Source organism: Aeromicrobium sp. (assembly GCF_032084975.1).
Taxonomy (GTDB): domain Bacteria; phylum Actinomycetota; class Actinomycetes; order Propionibacteriales; family Nocardioidaceae; genus Aeromicrobium.
In genome coordinates this window covers 17,874-40,170 of sequence record NZ_DAMDLR010000026.1, presented here as the reverse complement: position 1 = coordinate 40,170, position 22,297 = coordinate 17,874, and the positions used below count along the sequence as shown (strand labels likewise).

General features: G+C 68.6%; 20 protein-coding genes. 11 read left to right on the top strand and 9 right to left on the bottom strand.

Annotated elements, in window-relative coordinates; translation table 11 throughout:
• Nucleotides 1-364, top strand: a 364-nt coding sequence (locus tag RT323_RS08800; RefSeq protein ID WP_313407175.1) for a DUF3043 domain-containing protein, incomplete at its 5' end; no start/stop codon positions are given.
• A 1-nt stretch (nt 365) separates the two neighbouring features.
• Here the strand turns inward: RT323_RS08800 and RT323_RS08795 are convergent.
• Nucleotides 366-560, bottom strand: coding sequence for a hypothetical protein (locus RT323_RS08795; protein WP_313407174.1), 195 nt, complete (start codon nt 558-560; stop codon nt 366-368).
• 1 nt (nt 561) lies between these two features.
• Nucleotides 562-1,662, bottom strand: coding sequence for a glycine cleavage system aminomethyltransferase GcvT (gene gcvT / locus RT323_RS08790; RefSeq protein ID WP_313407172.1), 1,101 nt, complete (start codon nt 1,660-1,662; stop codon nt 562-564).
• A gap of 34 nt (nt 1,663-1,696) precedes the next feature.
• Here gcvT and RT323_RS08785 point away from each other — a divergent pair, with 34 nt between their 5' ends.
• On the top strand, nt 1,697-3,112 hold the full coding sequence (locus tag RT323_RS08785) for a leucyl aminopeptidase (protein ID WP_313407170.1): 1,416 nt from the start codon (nt 1,697-1,699) through the stop codon (nt 3,110-3,112).
• A gap of 3 nt (nt 3,113-3,115) precedes the next feature.
• Nucleotides 3,116-4,420, top strand: a complete 1,305-nt coding sequence (locus RT323_RS08780; protein ID WP_313407168.1) for a serine hydrolase domain-containing protein — start codon at nt 3,116-3,118, stop codon at nt 4,418-4,420.
• 144 nt (nt 4,421-4,564) lie between these two features.
• Here the strand turns inward: RT323_RS08780 and RT323_RS08775 are convergent, their stop codons facing one another.
• A complete protein-coding gene (locus RT323_RS08775; RefSeq protein WP_313407165.1) occupies nt 4,565-5,113 on the bottom strand; it encodes a hypothetical protein in 549 nt (182 codons plus the stop codon).
• Between the two features lie 133 nt (nt 5,114-5,246).
• Between RT323_RS08775 and lpdA the strand changes: the two genes are divergently transcribed.
• The 3 genes from lpdA to RT323_RS08760 are packed head-to-tail and all read left to right on the top strand — an operon-like array spanning nt 5,247 to nt 9,359.
• Nucleotides 5,247-6,623, top strand: coding sequence for a dihydrolipoyl dehydrogenase (gene lpdA, locus RT323_RS08770; protein WP_313407163.1), 1,377 nt, complete (start codon nt 5,247-5,249; stop codon nt 6,621-6,623).
• Nucleotides 6,624-6,639: 16 nt separating this feature from the next.
• On the top strand, nt 6,640-8,463 hold the full coding sequence (sucB, locus tag RT323_RS08765) for a 2-oxoglutarate dehydrogenase, E2 component, dihydrolipoamide succinyltransferase (RefSeq protein ID WP_313407160.1): 1,824 nt from the start codon (nt 6,640-6,642) through the stop codon (nt 8,461-8,463).
• 2 nt (nt 8,464-8,465) lie between these two features.
• Nucleotides 8,466-9,359 (top strand): TIGR01777 family oxidoreductase, encoded by an 894-nt coding sequence (locus RT323_RS08760; protein WP_313407158.1) that lies wholly within the window; start codon nt 8,466-8,468, stop codon nt 9,357-9,359.
• An 8-nt stretch (nt 9,360-9,367) separates the two neighbouring features.
• Here RT323_RS08760 and RT323_RS08755 read toward each other — a convergent pair whose 3' ends face one another.
• Nucleotides 9,368-9,763: a hypothetical protein gene (locus RT323_RS08755; RefSeq protein ID WP_313407156.1), complete on the bottom strand. Its 396-nt coding sequence runs from the start codon at nt 9,761-9,763 to the stop codon at nt 9,368-9,370.
• Between the two features lie 68 nt (nt 9,764-9,831).
• Between RT323_RS08755 and RT323_RS08750 the strand changes: the two genes are divergently transcribed.
• The 4 genes from RT323_RS08750 (at nt 9,832) to RT323_RS08735 (ending at nt 12,726) form a co-directional block, all read left to right on the top strand.
• The gene (locus RT323_RS08750; RefSeq protein WP_313407154.1) at nt 9,832-10,329 is read left to right on the top strand and encodes an N-acetyltransferase family protein; all 498 of its coding nucleotides are present in this window, start codon (nt 9,832-9,834) and stop codon (nt 10,327-10,329) included.
• A 4-nt stretch (nt 10,330-10,333) separates the two neighbouring features.
• A complete protein-coding gene (lipB, locus tag RT323_RS08745; RefSeq protein WP_313407151.1) occupies nt 10,334-11,026 on the top strand; it encodes a lipoyl(octanoyl) transferase LipB in 693 nt (230 codons plus the stop codon).
• Between the two features lie 86 nt (nt 11,027-11,112).
• Complete coding sequence (lipA, locus tag RT323_RS08740; protein ID WP_313407178.1) at nt 11,113-12,009, top strand: lipoyl synthase; 897 nt, start codon at nt 11,113-11,115, stop codon at nt 12,007-12,009.
• A gap of 15 nt (nt 12,010-12,024) precedes the next feature.
• A complete protein-coding gene (locus RT323_RS08735) occupies nt 12,025-12,726 on the top strand; it encodes a DUF4191 domain-containing protein (protein ID WP_313407149.1) in 702 nt (233 codons plus the stop codon).
• A gap of 7 nt (nt 12,727-12,733) precedes the next feature.
• Here RT323_RS08735 and RT323_RS08730 read toward each other — a convergent pair whose 3' ends face one another.
• From RT323_RS08730 to RT323_RS08715, 4 genes are all read right to left on the bottom strand, one after another.
• Nucleotides 12,734-13,906 (bottom strand): DUF222 domain-containing protein, encoded by a 1,173-nt coding sequence (locus RT323_RS08730; RefSeq protein ID WP_313407146.1) that lies wholly within the window; start codon nt 13,904-13,906, stop codon nt 12,734-12,736.
• A 103-nt stretch (nt 13,907-14,009) separates the two neighbouring features.
• Nucleotides 14,010-14,390, bottom strand: coding sequence for an RDD family protein (locus RT323_RS08725; protein ID WP_313407144.1), 381 nt, complete (start codon nt 14,388-14,390; stop codon nt 14,010-14,012).
• A gap of 98 nt (nt 14,391-14,488) precedes the next feature.
• A complete protein-coding gene (locus RT323_RS08720) occupies nt 14,489-17,536 on the bottom strand; it encodes an SIR2 family protein (RefSeq protein ID WP_313407141.1) in 3,048 nt (1,015 codons plus the stop codon).
• 509 nt (nt 17,537-18,045) lie between these two features.
• Nucleotides 18,046-18,552 carry a hypothetical protein gene (locus RT323_RS08715; protein WP_313407138.1) on the bottom strand — a complete coding sequence of 169 codons (507 nt, stop codon included), beginning with the start codon at nt 18,550-18,552 and terminating at the stop codon, nt 18,046-18,048.
• Between the two features lie 284 nt (nt 18,553-18,836).
• Here RT323_RS08715 and glnA point away from each other — a divergent pair, with 284 nt between their 5' ends.
• Nucleotides 18,837-20,258, top strand: coding sequence for a type I glutamate--ammonia ligase (glnA, locus tag RT323_RS08710; RefSeq protein ID WP_313407135.1), 1,422 nt, complete (start codon nt 18,837-18,839; stop codon nt 20,256-20,258).
• 68 nt (nt 20,259-20,326) lie between these two features.
• Here the strand turns inward: glnA and RT323_RS08705 are convergent, their stop codons facing one another.
• Nucleotides 20,327-22,246: a hypothetical protein gene (locus RT323_RS08705; RefSeq protein ID WP_313407133.1), complete on the bottom strand. Its 1,920-nt coding sequence runs from the start codon at nt 22,244-22,246 to the stop codon at nt 20,327-20,329.
• Nucleotides 22,247-22,297 lie beyond the last annotated feature (51 nt).

Sequence of the window (22,297 nt, the reverse complement as noted above, 5' to 3'; positions counted from 1 at the left end):
CTCGACCGCCGACCTGCCGCCGCGCGACCGCGGCCCGTCGCGGGCGCTGGCGCGCGACGCCGTCGACCGCCGCCGCACCGTCGCGGAGTTCATGCTGCCGATCCTGCTGGTCATCCTCGTGATGAGCTTCTTCCCGCAGGCCGCGTCGATCGTGTTCTCGCTGTGGACCGTCGCGATCCTGGCCACCGCCGTCGACGAGATCTGGCTCGTCGTCGCGCTCAAGCGCGAGCTGAAGCGGCGCTTCAGCAAGGCCGAGCGCCGCGGTGCCGTGCTCTACGCCGTCCTGCGCAGCACGCAGCTGCGGCGCATGCGGCTGCCGAAGCCGACCATCACCATCGGCCAACCGCTGCGCGAGCACTACTGACCTATTCGGGTCGCAACCCCATCGGCCCGTAGACCTCGGTCCCGTCCTCGAGCAGGCGCACCTGCTCGACGCCGTCCTCCAGCAGGTCCTCGAACGACGTGCCGATCCACGTCTCGGCGTCGCTGCGCTGCTCGAACTGCTCCGAGGCGCCCACGGGGTCGCCCGCGCCGTTCTCGTACTGCCAGGACCAGGCCATATCAGGACTCCTTCGTGGAGGGTTGGACGAACGGCGGCTTGGAGACGGTGAACGCCTCCTGGCGGCCGCGCACGTCGACGGTGACCGTCGCCCCGTCGGGGACGCCGGGCTCGAGCAGCGCCAGGCCGATGCCCTGGCGCAGGGTCGGTGAGAACGTGCCGGAGGTGATCTCGCCGATCTCGGCGCCGTCCTCGTCACGCACGCTCATGCCGGGCCGCGGGATGCCGCGGCCCTGGGCCAGCAGGCCGCGCAGGGTGCGCACCGACTTCTCGGCGCGCTGGCGCTCGAGCGCCTCCTTGCCCCAGAACGCGGGCTTGGACCAGCCGACGGCCCAGCCGGTGCGCGCCATGACGGGCGACACCTCGGCGGACAGCTCGTGGCCGTGCAGCGGGTACCCCATCTCGGTGCGCAGGGTGTCGCGGGCGCCGAGGCCGCACGCGCGGATCCCCAGCGACTCCCCCGCCGCCATGACCGCGTCCCACACCGGGCCGGCCTCCTCGGCGGCGACGACGAGCTCGTAGCCACGCTCACCGGTGTAGCCCGTGCGGCAGACGGTCAGCTCGATGCCGTCGATCATCCCGGACGCGAAGGACATGTAGTCGTGCTCGACCGGCAGTCCGACCGCCGTCAGCAGCTCGTCGCTCAACGGCCCCTGGATCGCGAGCACCGCGTGGTCGCGGTGCTGGTCCTCGACCTCGATGCCCTCGGGGGCGGCCGCACGCAGGCGACGGACCACCTCGGCCGTGTTGGCGGCGTTGGGGATGAGGAAGACCTCGAAGTCGCTGCGCAGGTACGCGATCAGGTCGTCGACCGTGCCGCCGTCCTCGGCGCAGCACAGCGTGTACTGGGCCCGCCCGGGACTGATCCGCGTCAGGTCGTTCGTCAGGCAGGAGTTCACGAACGCGGCCGCGCCCGTGCCGCGGACGAGCGCCTTGCCCAGGTGGCTGACGTCGAACACGCCGACGCCCTCGCGGACCGCCTTGTGCTCGGCCAGGACGCCACCGCCGGCGTACTCGAGCGGCATCGACCACCCGCCGAACTCGGAGAACTTGGCACCGAGAGCCTCGTGGCGCTGGTGCAGGGGCGACTGGAGCAGGTCCATGCGAGCCAAACTACCGATGACTACAGTGGCCCACATGCCCACGGTCCAGTTGCGTGCCTCCCTGCCCACCGTCGAAGCGATCATCACCCTCCTGCCGTCCGGATCGGGCCTGCCTTCGGGTGTGCCGTGGTCGGCGTTCGGCTTCACGGGCGAGGCCGGCCAGGTCGCCGTCGTCCCCAGCGGCGATGCGCAGGTGACCGCGTGGGTCAGCGTCGCCGCCGACGCCGACGCCGAGCAGCAGCGCCGTGCCGTCGCCAAGGGCCTGCGCGCCCTGCCGAAGGCGACCAAGATCGGCATCGATGCGTCGCAGCTCGCGGAGCCCGACCTGGCCGCGATCGCCGAGTCCGCCGTCCTGACCTCGTACGCGTACCTCGAGTACAAGGGTGCTGACGCGCGCAAGAAGACCACCGTCGTCGACACGGTCACGATCCTGTCCCCCGACGCCCGCAAGGCCGGCACGAAGCGCGCCGTCGAGGAGGCCGTCGTCGTCGCCGAGGCCACGTGCCTGGCGCGTGACTGGGTCAACACTCCCCCGGCCGACCTGCGCCCGCCCGCGTTCGCAGACGCGATCAAGGCCTCGGCCCCCGAGGGCGTGCGCGTGACGGTCTGGGACGAGAAGCGCCTCGCGAAGGAGAACTGCGGCGGGATCGTCGGCGTCGGCGCCGGCTCGCAGGCCCCGCCGCGCCTGGTGAAGCTGGACTACAACCCCGCCGGCGCGAAGAAGCACATCGCCCTGGTGGGCAAGGGCATCACCTTCGACTCGGGCGGACTTTCGCTCAAGCCGGGCAACTCGATGATGACCATGAAGTGCGACATGGGCGGTGCGGCGGCGATCGTCGCGGCCACGCACGCGATCGCGCGACTCGGCCTGCCCATCCGCGTCACGGCGTTCGCCTGCATCGCCGAGAACCTGCCCAGCGGCAGCGCCACGCGTCCCGGCGACGTCCTGCACATGCGATCGGGCGCCACCGTCGAGGTTCACAACACCGACGCCGAAGGCCGGCTCGTCCTGGCCGACGGCCTCGCCCTGGCCGTCGAGGCCAAGCCCGACCACATCCTCGACGTCGCCACGCTGACCGGCGCCGCGATGGTCGCCCTCGGCACCCGCACCACCGCTGTCCTGGGCAACGACGACGCCCTCCAGGATCGCGTCCTGACCGCGGCCGGCGCGGCCGGCGAGTCGATGTGGCGCCTGCCGATCACCGAGGAGATCACCAGCGCCGTCACGTCGTCCTCGATCGCCGACATCCGCCAGCACAACCCGAAGCCGTACGGCGGCACGATGTTCGCCGCGGCGTTCCTGCGCGAGTTCGTGGCCGACGCCTCGTGGGCGCACCTCGACATCGCCGGACCGGCGTTCAACGACTCGGGCGCGTTCGACTACACGCCCGTCGGCGGCACGGGTGCCGGCGTCCGCACGCTCGTGCGCCTCGCCCGCGACCTGGACTGATCCGTGGCGTCGTACGACGACCTGCTGCACGCGGAGCACGCCCAGTCCCGATCCGCCTCGGTGGCGGCGGCGGTCGTGCGCGACGGGGTCCTCGAGTGGTCGGGCGCGGTCGGCACGACCGACGGCCGTGACGGCCCCGAGGCCACCGCGTCGACGCAGTACCGCATCGGCTCGATCACCAAGACGTTCGTCGCCGTCGAGGTCATGCGCCTGCGGGACGAGGGCCGCCTCGACCTGGCCGACCCGATCGGCCGGCACCTCCCGGAGGTCCCCTTCGGGCACGTGACGATCGCCCAGCTGCTCTCCCACACCTCCGGCCTGGAGGCCGAGACCCACGGTCCGTGGTGGGAGCGCACGCCCGGGGGCGACTGGAGCGCGCTGATCGCGTCCGGGCCGAGGCTCGTCCACACTCCCGGCACGCGGTTCCACTACTCGAACGTCGGCTTCGGTGTCCTGGGCCGCCTGGTCGAGGTGCTGCGCATGACCTCGTGGTTCGACGCGATCCGGGACGGGATCCTCGATCCGCTCGGCCTGACCGGCATCACCGAGCACCCCACCGCGGACGCGGCGACCGGCCTGTCACACCATCCCCTCGACGACCGGCTGCTGGTCGAGCCGCACCACGACGCCGGCGCGATGGCTCCCGCGGGCCAGCTCTGGGCCGGCGCCGAGGACCTCGTGCGGTGGGCGGCGTTCGCCGCGGGCGACACGGGCTCCGTTCTGTCCTCCTCGACGTGGTCAGAGATGGTCGTCCCACTGGCGGTCGACGACCGGCCGGGAGTCCCGTGGGCCACGGCACAGGGTCTCGGCTGGCGCGTCTGGCCGGGTACGGTCGCCGGCCGCCAGGTCGGCCACGGCGGCTCCATGCCGGGCTTCCTCGCGACCCTGCAGGCCGAGCCCGAGTCCGGGACCGGCGTCGTCGTGCTCGTCAACGACACGCTGCGCATCGGCGACCTCGCCAGCGCACTGCTGGACGCCGCGCGCCCGGCGAAGCGACCCGCGACACCCGCGTTCGATCCGGCGCCGGACGTGGCTCGACTGGTGGGCGACTGGTTCTGGGGTCCCGTCCCCTTCCGGCTCGAGCCCACGGCGGACGGGTTCCACCTGTCCGACGCCAACGCCAACCGGCGCTCGCGTTTCGTGCGCGACGGCGACGGCTGGCGCGGGCTCGACACGTACTACGCGGGCGAGCGACTGGTGGTGCGGCCCGACGGTGCGCTGGACCTCGCGTCGTTCGTCCTCGCGCGCGAGCCGTACGACCCGGCCGTGGAGCACCCCGGCGGGCTCGACCCGCGCGGCTGGCACTGAGGGCCGGTGGGGAGCGGTGAGCCAGCGTCCGAACCCAGCGCCGAACGGACGCTGAGCCACCGCTCCACCCCAGCCCCCCGCAGCGGTGAGCAAGCGTCCGAACCCAGCCTCGAACGGACGCTGAGCCACCTCGCCCGCGAGCCGCTAGAGCCCGAGCTTGCGGGCGGCCTGCTCGACCTTGTCCCAGCGCGACCGGTCGCCGCCGTTGCGGTCGGGGTGGGCCTGGCTGCGCGCGGAGCGCAGGACACGCTCGAGGTCCGATCGCGACGGGTTGCGCGGCAGCGGCTCGACGCCGGCGATCGTCTCGAGGGTCATGATCGCCGCGAACTGCGCCGAGCTGTAGTCGCCGCGTTCGACGTCGACGCTGGTCTTCTTCGCCGACGCGCGTGCGTTGTAGTCGCGCATGCGCTGCGGATAGCCGACGCGGTTGGCGTCGTACAGCGGGATCTTGAGGTCGCGCGCCATGTCGGTGGCGGCCTTGACGTTCGGGATCCGGCGGCGGGTCCACTCACCGTCCCCGGCGACCAGCACGACGGTGGTCTGGGTGACGGTGGTCTGGGGTTCGACGTACGCCTCGACCCCCGTCCGCGACGACGCGAACTCGCGCAGCGCGGCCAGGTCGGCCTTGCTGGCGTCGCGATCGGACACGACAGCACCGGAGTCGGTGCGGGAACGACGTCTGAACCAGGCCACGACCCCATTGTGCCGGAACGCGCACAGGCGCCGCGCACGCTACGCGCAAGTCACATGCGGCTCCGCCGCCCCGGTGGCAGTACTCACCGGGCAAGTGACAAGATGACAGCAGACCACCTACCCGGAGGACATCGTGCCCGACGACGCACCCCATTCGTTCGACATCGTCATTCTCGGAGCCGGAAGCGGGGGCTACGCGTGCGCACTGCGCGCGGTCCAGCTCGGCAAGACCGTTGCCATGATCGAGAAGTCCAAAGTGGGTGGCACCTGCCTCCACGAGGGCTGCATCCCCACCAAGGCGCTCCTGCACGCCGCCGAGGTCGCCGAGACCGCGCGCGAGGGTGACAAGATCGGCGTCCACACCTCGTTCGACGGCGTCGACATGACGAAGGTCAACGCCTACAAGCAGGGCGTCGTCGACCGCCTCTACAAGGGCCTCACCGGCCTCGTGAAGTCCGGCGGCATCACCGTCGTCGAGGGCGAGGGCCGCCTCGTCGACGCGAAGACCGTCGAGGTCGACGGCCAGCGCTACACCGGCCAGAACGTCGTCCTCGCGACCGGCTCCCAGCCGCGCACCCTCGGCATCGAGATCGGTGGCCGGGTCATGACCAGCGACCAGGCGCTCACCCTCGACGAGGTCCCGAAGCGCGCCGTCATCATCGGCGGCAGCGTCATCGGCGTCGAGTTCGCTTCCGTGTGGAAGTCCTTCGGTGCCGAGGTCACGATCATCGAAGCACTGCCGACGCTCGTCCCGCTCGAGGACCCGGTCCTGAGCAAGGGGCTCGAGCGTGCGTTCCGCAAGCGCAAGATCGCCTTCAAGACCGGCGTGAAGTTCACCGGGGTCGAGCAGAACGACGACGCCGCCGTGGTCACCCTCGAGAACGGCGACACGATCGAGACCGACGTCGTCCTCGTCGCGGTGGGCCGTGGCCCCCGTTCGGAGGGACTGGGCTTCGAGGAGGCCGGTGTCAAGGTCGACCGCGGCTGGGTCCCCACCGACGAGCGCCTGCGCACCAACGTCGACGGTGTCTTCGCAGTCGGCGACCTCGTGCCCGGCCTGCAGCTGGCGCACCGCGGCTTCGCCCACGGCATCTTCGTGGCCGAGGAGATCGCGGGACTCAACCCGCGTCCGATCGTCGACTCCTCCATCCCGCGCGTCACCTACTGCGAGCCCGAGCTGGCGTCCGTCGGCCTCACCGAGGCGCAGGCCAAGGAGAAGCACGGCGAGGTCGAGTCCATCGAGTACAACCTCGGCGGCAACGGCAAGAGCCAGATCCTGCAGACCGCCGGCACCGTCAAGGTCGTGCGCGAGAAGGACGGCCCGATCGTCGGCGTCCACATGATCGGCGCGCGGATGGGCGAGCAGATCGGCGAGGCGATGCTCTGGGTCGGCTGGGAGGCCTACCCCGACGACGTCGCGGAGTTCATCCACGCGCACCCCACCCAGAACGAGTCCCTCGGCGAGGCCTCCCTCGCCCTGGCCGGCAAGCCGCTGCACTCGCACGCCTGAGATCAAGGACACCCACATGGCAACCGAAGTCACCCTTCCCGCGCTCGGCGAGTCCGTCACCGAGGGCACCGTCACCCAGTGGCTCAAGGCCGTCGGCGACACGATCGAGGTCGACGAGCCGCTGCTCGAGATCTCGACCGACAAGGTCGACACCGAGATCCCCTCCCCCGTCGCGGGCACGATCCTGGAGATCCGCGCCGAGGAGGACGACACCGTCGAGGTCGGCGCCGTCCTGGCGATCATCGGCGACGAGGGCGAGAGCGGCTCCGACGCAGGTTCGGACGAGTCAAGCGAGTCGGGTGAGTCCGCCGGGGCCGAGCCCGAGACCGCTGAGTCGACGGAGTCCGGCGACGACGAGGATGGGGTCGTGCCCGAGTCCGAGCCCGAGGACCCCGCGGCCGAGGCCGACGAGCCCGCCGCCGAGCCCGACGAGGAGGCTCCCGCCCCCGAGCCCGAGGCCAAGCCGGCATCGTCCGGCAGCGGTCAGGCCGTGACGCTGCCCGCGCTGGGCGAGTCCGTGACCGAGGGCACCGTCACCCAGTGGCTCAAGGCAGTCGGCGACACCGTCGAGGTCGACGAGCCGCTGCTCGAGATCTCGACCGACAAGGTCGACACCGAGATCCCCTCCCCCGTCGCCGGCACGCTGCTCGAGATCAAGGTCGCCGAGGACGAGACCGTCGAGGTCGGCGCCGAGCTGGCCATCATCGGCGAGGAGGGCTCGGCCCCGGCCGAGTCGGAGCCCGAGCCGGAAGCCGAGCCGGAAGTCGAGGAGCCCCAGGCTGAGGAGCCGAAGGAAGAGCCCAAGGCCGAGGAGCCGAAGGCCGAGGAGCCGAAGGCCGAGCAGCCCAAGACCGAGGAGCCCAAGGAAGAGCCGAAGGCCGAGCAGCCCAAGACCGAGGAGTCCTCGGGCGACTCGTCCGAGGGCTACGTGACCCCGATCGTGCGCAAGCTGGCCAAGCAGCACGGCGTCGACCTGTCCTCGGTGGCGGGCTCGGGCGTCGGCGGCCGCATCCGCAAGCAGGACATCCTCGACGCCGCCGAGAAGAACAAGGCGGCCGAGCAGCCCGCGGAGTCCGCTTCGGCGGCCTCGGCGGCACCGTCCGCGCCCGCCAGCTCGCCGCTGCGTGGTCGCACCGACAAGCTGTCCCGCCTGCGCAAGACCATCGCCACGCGCATGGTCGAGTCGCTGCAGGTCGCGGCCCAGCTGACGCAGGTGCACGAGGTCGACGTCACCGAGGTCGTCCGCCTGCGCCAGCAGCACAAGGACGCGTTCCTCGAGCGTGAGGGCGTCAAGCTGACGTACCTGCCGTTCTTCGCCAAGGCGGCCATCGAGGCGCTCAAGCAGTACCCGCAGGTCAACGCGGCGCTCGACCTCGAGGGCGGCACCGTCACCTACCCCGACGGCGAGCACCTGTCGATCGCGGTCGACACCGACCGGGGCCTGCTGGCGCCCACGATCAAGGACGCCGGCGACCTCAACATCGCCGGGCTCGCCCGCAAGATCGCCGACATCGCCGATCGCACGCGGACGAACAAGATCCTCCCGGACGAGCTGTCCGGCGGGACGTTCTCGATCACGAACCTGGGCAGCAACGGCGCCCTGTTCGACACGCCGATCATCAACCAGCCGCAGGTCGCGATCCTGGGTGTCGGCTCGATCGTGAAGCGACCGGTCGTCATCACGGACGCGAACGGCTCGGAGTCGATCGCCATCCGCTCGATGGCGTACCTGGCCCTGACGTACGACCACCGGATCATCGACGGTGCCGACGCGGGCCGCTTCCTGACGGCCATCAAGGAACGCCTGCAGGCCGGGGCGTTCGAGGGTGAGCTGGGCTGAGCATGCGCATCGTGATCGGAGGCGCGTCGGGGTTCCTCGGCGCGCCCCTGGTCGCTCACCTCAGGGAGCGCGGTCACGAGGTCACCGCTCTGGTCCGGCGCACGGCCGGCCAGGACGAGTCGTGGTGGAAGCCGTCGGACGGCCTCGTCGACCAGAACCTGATCAACGACGCCGACGTGGTGGTCAACCTCTCGGGTGAGCCCATCTCGCAATGGCCGCGCACCCGCGGTCGCAAGCGCGAGATCCTCGAGTCGCGGGTCAGTGCCACGGGCACGCTCGCGCGGGCCGTCGCCGCCTCCTCCACGCCGCCCGCGTTCCTGTCCGGCTCGGGCATGTCCTGGTACGGCGTGGACCGCGGGGACGACGTCCTGACCGAGGAGGCCGGCCCGGGAACGGGCTTCCTCGCCGAGGTCTCGCAGCAGTGGGAGGCCGCTGCCGCCCCGGCCGTCGAGGCCGGCGCCCGGGTCGCCTACCTGCGCACCTCCGTCGTGATGGACCGCTCCGGCGGCGCCCTCAAGCTGATGGCCGTGCCGTTCCGGTTCGGCCTCGGTGCCCGTCTGGGCGACGGCGACCAGTACTTCTCCACGATCTCGCGCCGCGACTGGGTGCGGGCCGTGACCCACGTGATCGAGAGCGACCTCAGCGGACCGGTCAACCTCGCCATCCCCGACGACGTGACCAACCGCGCGTTCACGCGCGCGCTGGCGGCGGCCGTGCGCCGCCCCGTGTTCCTGGTCGCTCCGTCGTTCGCGGTCCGCCTGGCTCTCGGCGGACTGGCCGACGACCTGCTGGGCTCCTTGCGCCTGCGCCCCGCCGCCCTGATGGACGACGGCTTCACGTTCGGCGACCCGGGCATCGACCGCGTGCTGCGCACCGCGCTGGGCCGCGGCGCCTGAGTCCTTCGTCAGGACACCGACACGATCCGCCAGCGCCCGTCGACCATCTCGAGGTCGATGACGCGCCGGTCCCACGCGTCCTGCGGGAGCGCGCGACGCGAGCCGTCCGGCAGGACCGCCACGGCCGGCCCCAGCCGCTCGACGACCTCGACACCGGTCGCGCCGGATGCGCGGCAACGCGACCGCACGGTCCGCATCCCCTCGACCCGGACTCCGGCCTCGCTCCAGGCGCGGAGCCGGGCAGCGTCCCCCTCCCCCGCACCGCGTCCGTAGACCTGTGCGAGCGCCGCCTCGTCGCCCGACGCCCAGGATGCCGCTCGGACCACGTCGAGCGCGGCCAGGGCGTCGCACCGGTCAGCCCCGGGCACCATCAGCGCGACGAGTGCCGCGATCACCTCACCCATCCGCGCAGTCTCGCTTCGCCGTCCCCGATGTGTCGACCGCGCATCCACAGCCCTGCCACGATGGCTTGGTGGCGAACATCCGCGCAGCGACTCCGGCCGACCTCCCGCAGATCCTGCAGATCCACAACGACGCGATCGCGACCACGACGGCCATCTGGGACGAGACGCCGGTCGACCTCGCCGACCGGGTCCGTTGGTACGAGCGGCTGGTCGTCGCCGGACGACCCGTCCTGGTCGCGGACGTCGGAGGCGAGGTGGCGGGCTATGCCAGCTACGGGCCCTTCCGGCAGCGCTCCTCGTACCGGCACACCGTCGAGGATGCCGTCTACGTCCATCGCGACCACCGGCGTCGCGGGATCGCCCGCGAGCTCATGGTCGCCCTGTTGGGCCACGCGTGCGACGACCCCGACGTCCACGTCGTGCTGGCGCTGATCGAGTCCGGCAACACCGTCTCGATCGAGCTGCACGAGGATCTCGGCTTCGAGCTGTGCGCACGCCTGCCCGAGATCGGCCGCAAGTTCGATCGCTGGCTCGACCTGACGATCCTGCGCCTGGCCGTAGGCTGAACCCGTGCGCTTCCTCCAGGACTGGTACGGCAACGCCGCGATCGAGTACACGCAGGCGTGGCAGCTCCAGCGCGACCTGCACGCCGAGCGCGTCGCCGATCGGATCGACGACACCGTCCTGCTGCTGGAGCACCCGCCGGTCTACACCGCGGGCAGGCGCACCGAGCCGCACGAGCGTCCCCAGGACGGGACGCCCGTCGTCGACGTCGACCGTGGCGGCAAGATCACCTTCCACGGACCGGGCCAGCTGGTCGGCTACCCGATCGTCAAGCTCCCGGGGCACGTGCTCGTCGTCGACTACGTCCGCCGGATCGAGGAGGCGCTCATCCGCACGCTCGCCGAGCACGGCCTGGCGACCGGGCGGGTCCCGGGACGGTCCGGCGTGTGGCTGCCGGCCTCGGCAGGACGCCCCGAACGCAAGATCGCGGCCATCGGCATCCGGGTCTCGCGCGGTGTCGCGACCCATGGCTTCAGCCTCAACTGCGACGTCGACATGGCCTGGTACGACCGCTTCGTGCCGTGCGGCATCGCCGACGCCGGTGTCACGTCCATGGACCGCGAGTTGGGCCACGACATCGCTCCGCCGGATGTCGCGCCCGTCGTCATGGAGCACCTGCGGGACCTGCTGGCCTGGCGCTCCTACGAGCCCTCGCCCGACATCGACCGGATCGAGCACGTCACCGTGCCGCTGCTGTAGGCCGGTCGCCGTCTCACGCACCCGGGACCGGATCATGGGCTCGGCGTAGGGTGGTCACCGTGACCATCGCTCCCGAAGGACGCAAGATGTTGCGGCTCGAGGTCCGCAACGCCGAGACCCCCATCGAGAAGAAGCCCGCGTGGATCAAGACGCGCGCCAAGATGGGTCCCGAGTACAACGAGCTGATGAAGCTCGTGAAGAGCGAGGGCCTGCACACGGTCTGCCAGGAGGCCGGCTGCCCCAACATCTTCGAGTGCTGGGAGGACCGCGAGGCCACCTTCCTCATCGGCGGCGAGCAGTGCACGCGTCGCTGCGACTTCTGCCAGATCGACACGGGCAAGCCCGACGCCCTCGACCGTGACGAGCCGCGCCGGGTCGCCGAGAGCGTTCGCACGATGGAGCTGAAGTACGCGACCATCACCGGTGTCGCGCGCGACGACCTGCCCGACGGCGGCGCCTGGCTCTACGCCGAGACCGTCCGCAAGATCCACGAGCTCAACCCGGGAACCGGCGTCGAGAACCTCATCCCCGACTTCAACGGCATCCCCGAGCTGCTCGAGGATGTCTTCGAGTCGCGCCCCGAGGTGCTGGCACACAACGTCGAGACCGTTCCGCGGATCTTCAAGCGCATCCGTCCCGCATTCCGCTACGAGCGCTCGCTGGACGTGCTGACGCAGGCCCGCCGTTTCGGCCTGGTCACCAAGTCCAACCTGATCCTGGGCATGGGCGAGACCCGCGAGGAGGTCTCGCAGGCGCTGCGCGACCTGCACGAAGCCGGCTGCGAGCTGGTGACGATCACGCAGTACCTGCGTCCGTCGGCCCGCCACCACCCCGTCGAGCGGTGGGTCAAGCCCGAGGAGTTCGTCGAGCTGCAGCACGAGGCCGACGAGATCGGGTTCTCCGGCGTCATGTCCGGGCCGCTGGTCCGCTCGTCGTACCGCGCCGGACGGCTCTACCAGCAGGCGATGGACGCACGGGCCTGACGTAGAATCGGGTCCATGTCGACCCCCGCGCCCTCCGCCGGTCGCCTCGCGCAGTTGCGCCAGGCGTACCAGATGACGAAGAAGACCCAGCCGCGCATCGGACTGCTGCTGATCTCCGTCTTCGTGCTGTCCGCCGCCGCGACCGCCGGCCTGGGCATCCTGCTGCTGGGCACCCGCTGGTTCAGCATCATCATCGTCGCGATCCTGGCGCTGACCGTGGCGATGCTCGCGACCATGATCGTGTTCGGCAAGCGGGCCGAGAAGTCGATGTACCAGCAGGCCGAGGGCCAGCTGGGAGCCGGCGCCGGCGCCCTGCAGATGCTGCGGAACCGCTGGGAGGTCAAGCCCGCCGTCGCGTTCACCAAGCAGCAGGACGTCGTGCACCGCGTGATCGGTCGGCCCGGCGTCGTCCTGGTCGGCGAGGGCCAGCACGCCCGCGTGAAGAACCTGCTCGGCTCCGAGGTCAAGAAGCACCAGCGCATCGTCGGTGAGGGCGTGCCCGTGACCACCATGATCGTCGGCCGCGGCGACGGCGAGGTGCCGCTGCCGGACCTGGTCAAGCGGGTCAAGAAGCTCAAGAAGGCCATCAAGCCGGCCCAGCAGACCGACCTGCTCTACAAGCTCAAGGCACTCGACGCGATGCGTCCGGCCGCCCCCATGCCGCGGGGTCCGATTCCCACGAGCATGAAGGGCGCTCGCAAGATGATGCGCGGCTGAGCCTGCCTCAGCCCGCTCGAGCGAGCGGTTCGCGTTCTCGCTGGTGCTCCCGGCGGTGTTCGTGGCGGTGGCACGCGGCGCACAGGCCGATCAGGTTCCTGAGGTCGGTGGGTCCCCCGTCCGACCATCGCCGGTCGTGGTGCGCGTGGTCGATCGGGTGCGCACAGTGCTCGGTGGCGCAGGCGCCTCGTTGCCTGATCCACAGCGCGTGTCGTTGCCTGGCCGTGGCATCGCGGTGGGTGCGTCCCACGTCGAGCACTTCCGCGTGCGGGGCGATCCGGTCGACCAGGATCGGCGTCAGGTCCGCGCCACACGTCAGGTGGGCGAGCAGGTTCGGCCCGATGGGTCCGAACCCGACCAGGGTGGCCGGCTCGGCGGGCTCGAAGGCGCTGTCCGTGGTGGGCGCGAGCGCTCGTTGCAGGGTTCCGGCGTCGACGACCACGTGCACCTGCGGCCGCACGGTCCCGTCCGTGGGCAACCCGTCGGCCAGCACCCGGGTCAGCAGGTTGTCGAGCCCGTCGATCCGTCGCTCGGAGGCCGAGCGCCGGTCGCCCGCCTCGCGCGGGACCGCCACCGAGGCCAGCACCGCCTTGAGCTTCGCGCCGACCTCGGTCGGCAGGAAGCCGGTGACGTGCCAGCCGTCGGGCAGGGCGTTGACGCTGAGGTGTGCCTTGTCCTGTCCCGCGATCCAGGCCCGGTCGAGCTCCTCGGTGTGCAGCACGGCCCGCAACCGATCGACCAGCTCCTTGACCCGGTGCGGCACGTGCCGCTCGGCCACCGTCACCAGCTCGGTCTCGATCCTGCGCACCGCGTCGTTGTCGACGTGCGCCAACGCGAACGTGAACAGCTGGACGTGCTCGAGGCTGATGCGGCCGGCCCGTGCCGACTCCCCCACCTGCGGCAGCTCACGCATGGTGTGGGCCGCCCTGAGCATCTGACCCGTCACGGTCCCGCTCTGGCGCAGCTCGCGACGAGCCCACGTCCTCACCGACGGCGCATCCTCGGCGACGTGCTCCTGGGTCTTCTCCAGATCGGCCAATCGGTCGCTCATGGCCGCCTCGGCGGCATCGCGGATGGCGGCGAGTGCGCGCAGCTCGTCCGCCGTCGAGCTGGTCACCGAACGGAGTGCCTGCGCACCCGTGCGCAACACCGCGATCAGCTCGTCGACCCCCGAAGACATGCATCCACCTTATTGTGCAGGCGTTCGAATGTCCAGGCTTTTTCCCTGCGATTCGAGCGGTCGCTACAGCCAGACCCGCTACCAGACCGGTCCGACAACCACGTCAGGCCCTGACGACCTTGCTGCCGGCAGCCAGGTCGTGCAGCCCTCGCTTGTCGTCGGTCATGACGATCGCGGGGATCACGAGGGTCAGCAGGACCGTGCGCAGGACCGCGCGAGGGACGCCGATCGGCATGCCGTCGTGGTTGATGAGCCGCAGGCCCATCACACGCTTGCCGATCGAGAAACCGACCAGGCCCAGCAGGATCGCGACCTCGACGACGAACACGGCGTTGATGATCAGCTGGTCGCGGATCCCGTCGGGCGGAAACCGGACGCCGGTGAAGCCGAAGATCGCCACCGCCGAGAACGAGGCGATGAACCAGTCGATGAGCAGGGCGAGCAGACGCCGGCCCAGGCTGGGCTCGTCGAAGGTCTCGGTCACGGGTCCAGCCTAGGCAGCCGCCACACAGCGCTCGGAGCTGGGCCTTCTGGAGCACATTCGCCAAAGACGCAGAGTACGGCAGCGCTTATCCGGGGTAGTCACGTCCCGTCATTCCGAGACGCGTCCAGCTCACGGGTGCTCGCGGAACGTGCGATTCCCTTGTTCTTCAATCGTTTATCTTGCAGCCTTTGTCGCTCGATGCTCTGGATCCTGCCCGCAATCCGCGTGCCCAAAACTCCGTTGATGAACAACTTTGTATCGACGATGAATGACTCCAGTTCGCGAGCACGATCACCTTGCAACCCACCATTGACGTATACGTGTTCAGCCAAGGAGCCCATGAACACGACCACTCCCTGCGTTGACCGATGTCGCTCTTGAACCTGCCGGAACGCCTCGACCCAACTCGAATCATCGACAGCAAAGCTGAGCAGAGCGCCCATGACTGCCTTCGGACTCTCCTGGAGGAGACTCTCTTCCCCCATCAAGTCACGAAGGATCGCGCTCAACTTCCGCGAAGCGAGGGTAGCGGTCATCATGCCGAATGACATGGTGAGGCCCGCAGTGTCAATGAAGACTCGCTTCGCGGCCTCAATCCTCTCGGGAGCCGCGCGCGAAGGGACCGGGAGTTGATCGAAGACGTCGGTCATCATGTCATTGAACGTCTCATCCGACTCAAGGACTGAGACGAACTCCACCCACCCAGACAGCACAGCCTCAAGTACGTCACGTTTCAGAGAAAGGTCGGTCACCATCTCGCTATCGCGGACGACGTTCGAGCTGAGCGTGAGAACCAAGACAGCACGCCGCAGGGGCGGCATGTCGGTGTCGTCGTCAACCGGGAACGGCACGTACTCGGGATCAGCCTCAGAGTCCAACAGGCCAAAGTTCGGATCGTCGTCTTCAGCTTCGAGAAGATCCGCGGCTTCCTCCTCGATCAGCAGGTCTTCTGTCTCGAACTCGTCAAGCACTCGATCCAACTGCTCGTCGGGCACCTGACGTGGCCGTAACTCTCGAGAGAACCTTGGATTCGCGAGATCCGACGTAAGCGTCGTTGAACCGAGCAAGCGAACGACTCGTTCTAGCGCGTCCCTGTCCCCTCGGTTCAAACTGACGTAGTGCTTGATCGCCTCCGCATACCTGAGTGGGCGATTGAGCAAGTGCAACCGAACCTTGTCATCGCCTGTGGCCGCTCGGGCAGCGTATAGGTGGAGATAGCTGGCTTGAGCAAAGCCGACGAGATTTTCGTCGTGATACCGAAGAAGCCTCCGACTGACCAGTGTGTTTAGGACGACGGACGGGATCTCGCTCCAACCGAACCGCTCGAAGAACTCTTCGAGCGAGGCAATCACTTTGCTCTCCGCGAGCGCCCCCTTATCTTCGTAGAGCAAGACCGTCGCCAAATGCTCAAGCACTGCCTGCAGATCTGCCGACGACATCCCCCACCGTGAGTCGTCGCTCGCTTCTCCTCGTCCCAGCACGCGGCTCAGATACGAGTCCAAGACCAGTGTCTGGGAAGCAGTGGAGGTCATCGTTTCTCCCGCTGCCAGCGCGTTCAGAAGCAGGGTCACGGTGAAGGGCGTGCGAGGAAGTTGCTGCTCGCGGATCACGACGATTGTCCTCGACGCGAGAGCGCGAAAGCGAACCGGCGAGAGCCCTTTAGCGAGTAGTGCGATATCGGTCTCGTTCAGACGACCGGTATACAACACGCGCAGATCGGGGAGTACCGACTGAAGGGCAGAATAATCCTGAAACTCTGTCGCCTCCCGCGTTCCAATCACAACGAGCGGTAGCCGGAGGTCTCCCAACTCCTGTACAAGCCTCTCCCACCTGACAGAGTCGGAGACTACGAAATTGTCGATCGCGAGGAGTAAAGGAGGGAAATCGAAAGATCGCCAATTTTCCTTCGTCCGTAGCCCACAGACCTTTAGATGGTCGAGCAGATAAGACCGCAATGGCTTTCGCGCTTCTCTAAGAAGGCGGTAATCGACGTAAACTGGAACGCCGTCCGCATGAACCTTGAACCGCTCGGCGATCAGCCACCTCAAGGACGTTGTAAGTCCCGTTTGTTCACCTCCCACCAAAAGGATGGACCCGCCATCTGCCGCCACGACCGACGCTGACAGTCGCTCGATGCGGGCCTCGTCCGCCTCACGGGACCGCGCGTACGTTTCATTGTCTACGGGCAGAATTACTGGAGGAACGATTCGCGAGTCGATGTCGACTTCCTCGCCCAATGGATCACCCGCCACGAGTTCCTCGCGGATTGGCTCCAGTACGCGTTCGAAGGCTTCCGCGGCGAAGTCGGCGAACTGATCACCACCGGTCGTGGTCAACGCATGGGGAATTGAGAAGAGGGACTTGAGATACGGCTCAAGATCGTCAAACTCATCACCGTACGAGTGCGCGTCTACGCCCGGAAGGGGCGAACGCCGATCGCCTCGTGTGAGGGCCACGCTCCGAAGGTCCGGCGTGCCCCATTCGTTGAACTGCGCCAAAAGGCTTCCTATGTTCGGATCCTCAAGACCCTCCCCGCAGCCAACAAATAGGAAGACACTCATCACCGCCAACGACTGCTGAATGACCTGCAAGCGGGAGTCGTTCACCGCGCGCCCATAGTCACCCGCCGAGAAGACCAGTGAGTCCGGATCTTTCCAGAAGCCATGCAAATGGATGACTGCGGGTTCACGCACTTGGAGTGCACGCCGCGCGTCCTGCCCACCATCGCTGAACGTGACAGTCTTGAACCCGGTCGCTTGCTCTACTAGGTCGTCATAGTTCGTCGTCAGGATCGGCCCGCTGTAGGCTGCGATGGCGGAAGCGATCCCATCCGTGGACGGCTTTAATGTTTCGAACTCTCGAGCTACCCACTCGCCGAACCGGTTGATTCGTTTCAGATCCGATTGCACGACGGTGGCCGCTGCGGTCAGCATTGCTGGGCTCGGCTGCTCCAGCATGCTATGCACGAGGCCAGCATTAAAATCCGATTGCTCCGAGAGGTAGGCCGCCCCACTCTCGATCAACTCGACCCAGGATTTACTTGCAGGGCACAGAGACTTGCTCACTCCAGCCCCAAAAAACGGCAGCATGCGTCGCTGCGCTATCGCGTCGCGGATCTGATCCATAACCGGCTCCCCCTTCGGCATCGAGGGAACTGTAATGGTTGGTCAAACCCCGGGGGTCGGAATTGACGATTCCGGCTGGCTCTTCCCGTTCACTTGGTCGGCACGGGTCGAGCTGAGGAACCTGCGGCGCCTCGTTGAGTGCACTCAGCGCAGCGTCAAGAAGCCGGATCAGCTCATCGGGTCTCTGTTCGAGCACGACCTCAAGCCCCGCGAGATCCTTGAGATCGCGCCAACCCCGGAGTCGGCGCTCAGTCCGGAAAGCGCACAGGTCACGCTCTTCTCAACCCGCTTTGGCTCCTGCCCCCCGCGTCGGCGATCCCACGTTTGATTGGACTCAAACCGGGTCTGCGGGCAACCATGCCGTGGGCATCGTGTTTCAACGGGCCGGACCAACGCCTTCGAACGGCTGCGGTCTCGAGGATGCCCCTACTTCAACGCGTCGGCGCATACCGGCGTCAACCCCACCTGTCGGGATGCGGCACTCGTCTGGGCGCGCACCTTTAGACGCCGGGTCGCGTACTTACCGAGCCTCAAGCGCGGCGCAGGCGCCTGACCGAACGCACCTCGTCGAACTGCTCGCCCGAGCCGAAGGCGATGAAGAACTGCGTGAAGACCCGGTTGGTGGCGTGCCCGACCAGGCACGAGCGCGGCACCGAGAGCCTCACCCGACCCGGCCCCCAGGCGCCCGAGAGTCCCTCGCACTCGACCCGCTTCAGGTCGAAGTGGTCGAAGTGGAGCAGGGAGAGCCGCGCGGGCTCGTCGCGCCGTTGACGAATGCGAACCACGTATCCGGCCTCGAAGATGCCGAAGCGCGAGACCAGCAGGTCGGCGGTGCCGGACCTGCCCAGCTCGGGGACCCGGGCGATGACCCGCACGCGGTGCTGGCCGTGGGCGTAGGCGGCGCGGGTCGTGTCGATGCGGTCCGGCGCGTCACCGGTGGCGTCCGGTCGCACGACGGTCTCGGCGGCGGCCGGTCCGGCCAGTCCGCCCACGAGCAGGGCCGCTGCGAGGGCGGCAGGAACCATCTTGAGCTTCATCGTGGCCTCCTCCGGCGGGCACAGTGCCCACCCTGACTGAGACGAGACGTGGGAGCGCGCGCACGATACGTGTGCCGTTTTCCCTGCGATCCGGGCGGATTCCAACACATCTTCCACCTCCGACGGACGATACGGGTGCCTCCGGTCGCGAACGGGCGAGGGCGTAACCTGCATGTAACAATCCGGTGATGGTCGGGAAACTGCCCGGATCTAGCCTCAAGGCGGACGCAGGACGTTTGCGACCCACACCGATCTATCCGCTGCACCGCGGTCGAGGAGGCCACATGTTCGGCAACGCCGACGAGTTCTTCAAGTTTGTCCGGGACGAGGGTGTCCAGTACATCGATGTCCGGTTCACCGACCTGCCGGGTATCCAGCAGCAGGTCACGATGCCGATCTCGGGCTTCGACGAGGACGCGGCGGCCGAGGGCGTGGCATTCGACGGCTCGTCGATCCGCGGCTTCCAGAGCATCGACCAGTCGGACATGAAGCTGCTGCCCGACTACGGCACGGCGTACGTCGACCCCTTCCGCAACCCCAAGACGATCGCGATGGACTTCTTCGTCCACGACCCGATCACCGGCGAGCCCTACTCGCGCGACCCGCGCAACATCGCCCGCAAGGCCGAGGCGTACCTCAAGACCACCGGCATCGGCGACACGGCGTACTTCGCCCCCGAGGCCGAGTTCTACATCTTCGACCGGGTCGCCTACGGCACCAGCCCGAACAAGAGCTACTACGAGATCCAGTCGGCCGAGTCCGCCTGGTCCACCGGCGACGACCTGGCCGACAACCGCGGCTACAAGGTCCGCTACAAGGGCGGCTACTTCCCCGTCCAGCCGACCGACCGCTTCGCGGACCTGCGCAACGACATGATGACGAACCTGACGAACGCGGGCCTCATCCTCGAGCGCGGCCACCACGAGGTCGGCACGGCCGGCCAGGCCGAGATCAACTACCGCTTCGACACGCTGCTCAAGGCCGCGGACGACACGATGAAGTTCAAGTACCTGGTGCGCAACACCGCCTGGGCGAACGACAAGACCGTGACGTTCATGCCCAAGCCGATCTTCGGTGACAACGGCTCGGGCATGCACGTGCACCAGTCGATCTGGAACAACGGCGAGCCGCTGTTCTACGACGAGTCCGGCTACGGCGGACTGTCCGACACCGCCCGCTGGTACATCGGGGGCATCCTCAGGCACGCGCCGTCGCTGCTGGCGTTCACCAACCCGTCGGTGAACTCCTACCGTCGTCTCGTCCCCGGCTTCGAGGCCCCGATCGCGCTGGTCTACTCGGCCCGCAACCGCTCCGCCTGCGTCCGCATCCCGATCACGGGCTCGAACGCGAAGGCCAAGCGCATCGAGTTCCGCTGCCCCGACCCGTCGAGCAACCCGTACCTGGCGTTCTCCGCGCTGCTGCTCGCCGGCCTGGACGGCATCAAGAACAAGATCGAGCCCGCCGCCCCGATCGACAAGAACATCTACGAGCTGCCGCCGGAGGAGTACGCCGAGATCGACATGGTCCCGACCTCGCTCGGTGCCGTGCTCGACCGCCTCGAGGACGACCACGAGTTCTTGACGGCCGGCGACGTGTTCACGCCCGACCTGATCGAGACGTGGATCGACTACAAGCGCCAGGAGGAGATCCTCCCGGTGGCGCTGCGTCCGCACCCGCACGAGTTCGAGCTGTACTACGACATCTGAGCCCACCGGCCCAGTGAACCGGCCCCTGGCCTGCGTTGGCGCAGGTCAGGGGCCGGTTCTGTGCGGTCTCAGCGGATCCGCACGACCCCCATGCGCAGGACGAGGCCCTTGGAACGCACCACCACGCGGTAGGTCCCGCGTGCGCGGGGCGGCGCCACCTTGGCGATCCCCTTCTGGTTCACCGCAGCCGTCCGCCGGACGGTCTTGCCCTTGGTCGACCGGCTGGGCGCGAACGTGACCCGGATCTTCGTCCGAGGATTCACGCCGACCGTCCGGACCGCGAGCTTCTTGCGCACCTTCAACCTCATGGGCAGCTTCTGGGCAGAGGGACGCAGGACCGTGATGGTCCGGCCGCCCAGGAGGTGGCCGGCGTACTGGACTGTCACGTTGTAGGAGCCCCAAGCGCCGGGACTGCGCAAGGTGAACGTGGTGCCGCGCACCGGCATGCTCTGGCGCACGACTCTGCCCTTGGTGCCGCTCCTCGGTGTCCAGGTGACGACGAGGGTCGGGCCCGTACGAACGTCCAGGACCTTCGCGGTGTGGTTCGTGTCGCGGTTGACCCGCGTCGGGAGGGCGCCGATCCTCGCGTGCAGGGCCGGCCAGACCCCGCCGAGATCGCGAACGAACGTCTGACCGTATCCCCGCGTGTCCACACCGGTCAGCGTGCGGCTGTAGCTCTCGAAGGTGACGTGCTGGCCGTTGCCGCTGATCGATGCGTACTCGGCGTCCTGGCTGTTCTGCGCACCCCGGGCCGTGAGGGAGATGCGGATCGTCTGTCCCGTGGCGCGGTCGTGGCGGAACACGTCCGGCTGCCCGTTGGTGTCCCCGCTCACCACGTTGCTCGCATCGGACTCGAAGGTCACGTAACGCCCGTCACTGCTGATGCTCGCATGGGTGCTGCGTCCGTTCGCCTGCACTCCTGCGGTCGCCACGCTGACGCGCGTCGTCGTCATCGAGGCGCGGTCCAGGACGAACACGTCGGTCTTCGCGTTGGTGTCGCCTGACACCAGGGTGTCCGAGGCGCTCTCGAAGGCGACGAAACGACCATCCGCACTCAGCGTGTGGCGGTCACTGCCGTCCTCGCCGCCGGGCACCATCTTCGTGGTCCCGGCGACACGGTCGCGGACGAAGACGTCCGGGTCGCCGTTCCCGTCGCCGGCCACGACCGACGAGCTGCCGGAATGGAACGCGACGAGTCGTCCGTCGGCACTCACACTGACGGCCGACCCGGTCGTGACGTCTGTCACCAGGCCAAGGTGGCTGCGCCCGACGACCTCGGTGGTGGACGCGACACGGTCGTGCAGGTAGGCGTTGGCATTCGCCGTGTCCCCCGCAGCGAGCCCTGAGGGCATCGCGGTGAATCCGACGTAGCGGCCGTCGGCGCTGATCGACGGAGGCCCGACGATGTTCGTCCCGACGCTGGTCGACACCTGCTGACCCGCGGTGGTCACGCTGGCCCGGGTGGTCTTCCCCGTTCTCACGTCGTGGACGAAGACGTCGCTCTGGTTGTTGGTGTCCCCGGCCACGAGGTTCGAGGCGTACGAGTGGAACGCGACGACCTGACCGTTCGCGCTGATCGACGGGGCGCCACTGCGGGCGTTGCCGGCCACGCCGGTGCTGTTGCGCGAGATCAGGGTCGTGGTGCCCAGATGCCGGTCCCGCCGAACGATCTGCCACTCGATGGGCTTCTGACCCGGCACGACCGGACCACTCGCGGCAAGGACGACGTAGCGGCCGTCCGCACTGACCTGTCGCCGCTCGGCGCCGTTGCCGTCGTTGTTGGCGCCGTTCCCCGGGGCGAAACCACCCGTGGTCACGCTCATCTGCACCGTCGTCCCGCCCGGCGAGGATCCGTGCGCCGACGTCGAGACGGCTGCCAGCATCGCGCCCGTCATCGCCGCGGCGCTGATGCTGGCGGCGGCGAGTCGCACCACCGGCCTCGTTCCTTGTCTCTTCCGGCTGTGGTTCATGTCGATCGGTGTGCTCATGTCTGTCTCCCGGGATTCGGCTGCGTCAGCTTTCCGCCCACGCCGCTGCGT

Excerpts from the sequence above, each read along its gene's own strand:
- RT323_RS08795 (WP_313407174.1), bottom strand. The coding sequence starts at position 560 with ATGGCCTGGTCCTGGCAGTACGAGAACGGCGCGGGCGACCCCGTGGGC.
- gcvT (WP_313407172.1), bottom strand. The coding sequence starts at position 1,662 with ATGGACCTGCTCCAGTCGCCCCTGCACCAGCGCCACGAGGCTCTCGGT.
- RT323_RS08785 (WP_313407170.1), top strand. The coding sequence starts at position 1,697 with ATGCCCACGGTCCAGTTGCGTGCCTCCCTGCCCACCGTCGAAGCGATC.
- sucB (WP_313407160.1), top strand. The coding sequence starts at position 6,640 with ATGGCAACCGAAGTCACCCTTCCCGCGCTCGGCGAGTCCGTCACCGAG.
- RT323_RS08760 (WP_313407158.1), top strand. The coding sequence starts at position 8,466 with ATGCGCATCGTGATCGGAGGCGCGTCGGGGTTCCTCGGCGCGCCCCTG.
- RT323_RS08755 (WP_313407156.1), bottom strand. The coding sequence starts at position 9,763 with ATGGGTGAGGTGATCGCGGCACTCGTCGCGCTGATGGTGCCCGGGGCT.
- lipA (WP_313407178.1), top strand. The coding sequence starts at position 11,113 with ATGTTGCGGCTCGAGGTCCGCAACGCCGAGACCCCCATCGAGAAGAAG.
- RT323_RS08735 (WP_313407149.1), top strand. The coding sequence starts at position 12,025 with ATGTCGACCCCCGCGCCCTCCGCCGGTCGCCTCGCGCAGTTGCGCCAG.
- RT323_RS08730 (WP_313407146.1), bottom strand. The coding sequence starts at position 13,906 with ATGTCTTCGGGGGTCGACGAGCTGATCGCGGTGTTGCGCACGGGTGCG.
- RT323_RS08720 (WP_313407141.1), bottom strand. The coding sequence starts at position 17,536 with ATGCCGAAGGGGGAGCCGGTTATGGATCAGATCCGCGACGCGATAGCG.
- RT323_RS08715 (WP_313407138.1), bottom strand. The coding sequence starts at position 18,552 with ATGAAGCTCAAGATGGTTCCTGCCGCCCTCGCAGCGGCCCTGCTCGTG.
- glnA (WP_313407135.1), top strand. The coding sequence starts at position 18,837 with ATGTTCGGCAACGCCGACGAGTTCTTCAAGTTTGTCCGGGACGAGGGT.
- RT323_RS08705 (WP_313407133.1), bottom strand. The coding sequence starts at position 22,246 with ATGAGCACACCGATCGACATGAACCACAGCCGGAAGAGACAAGGAACG.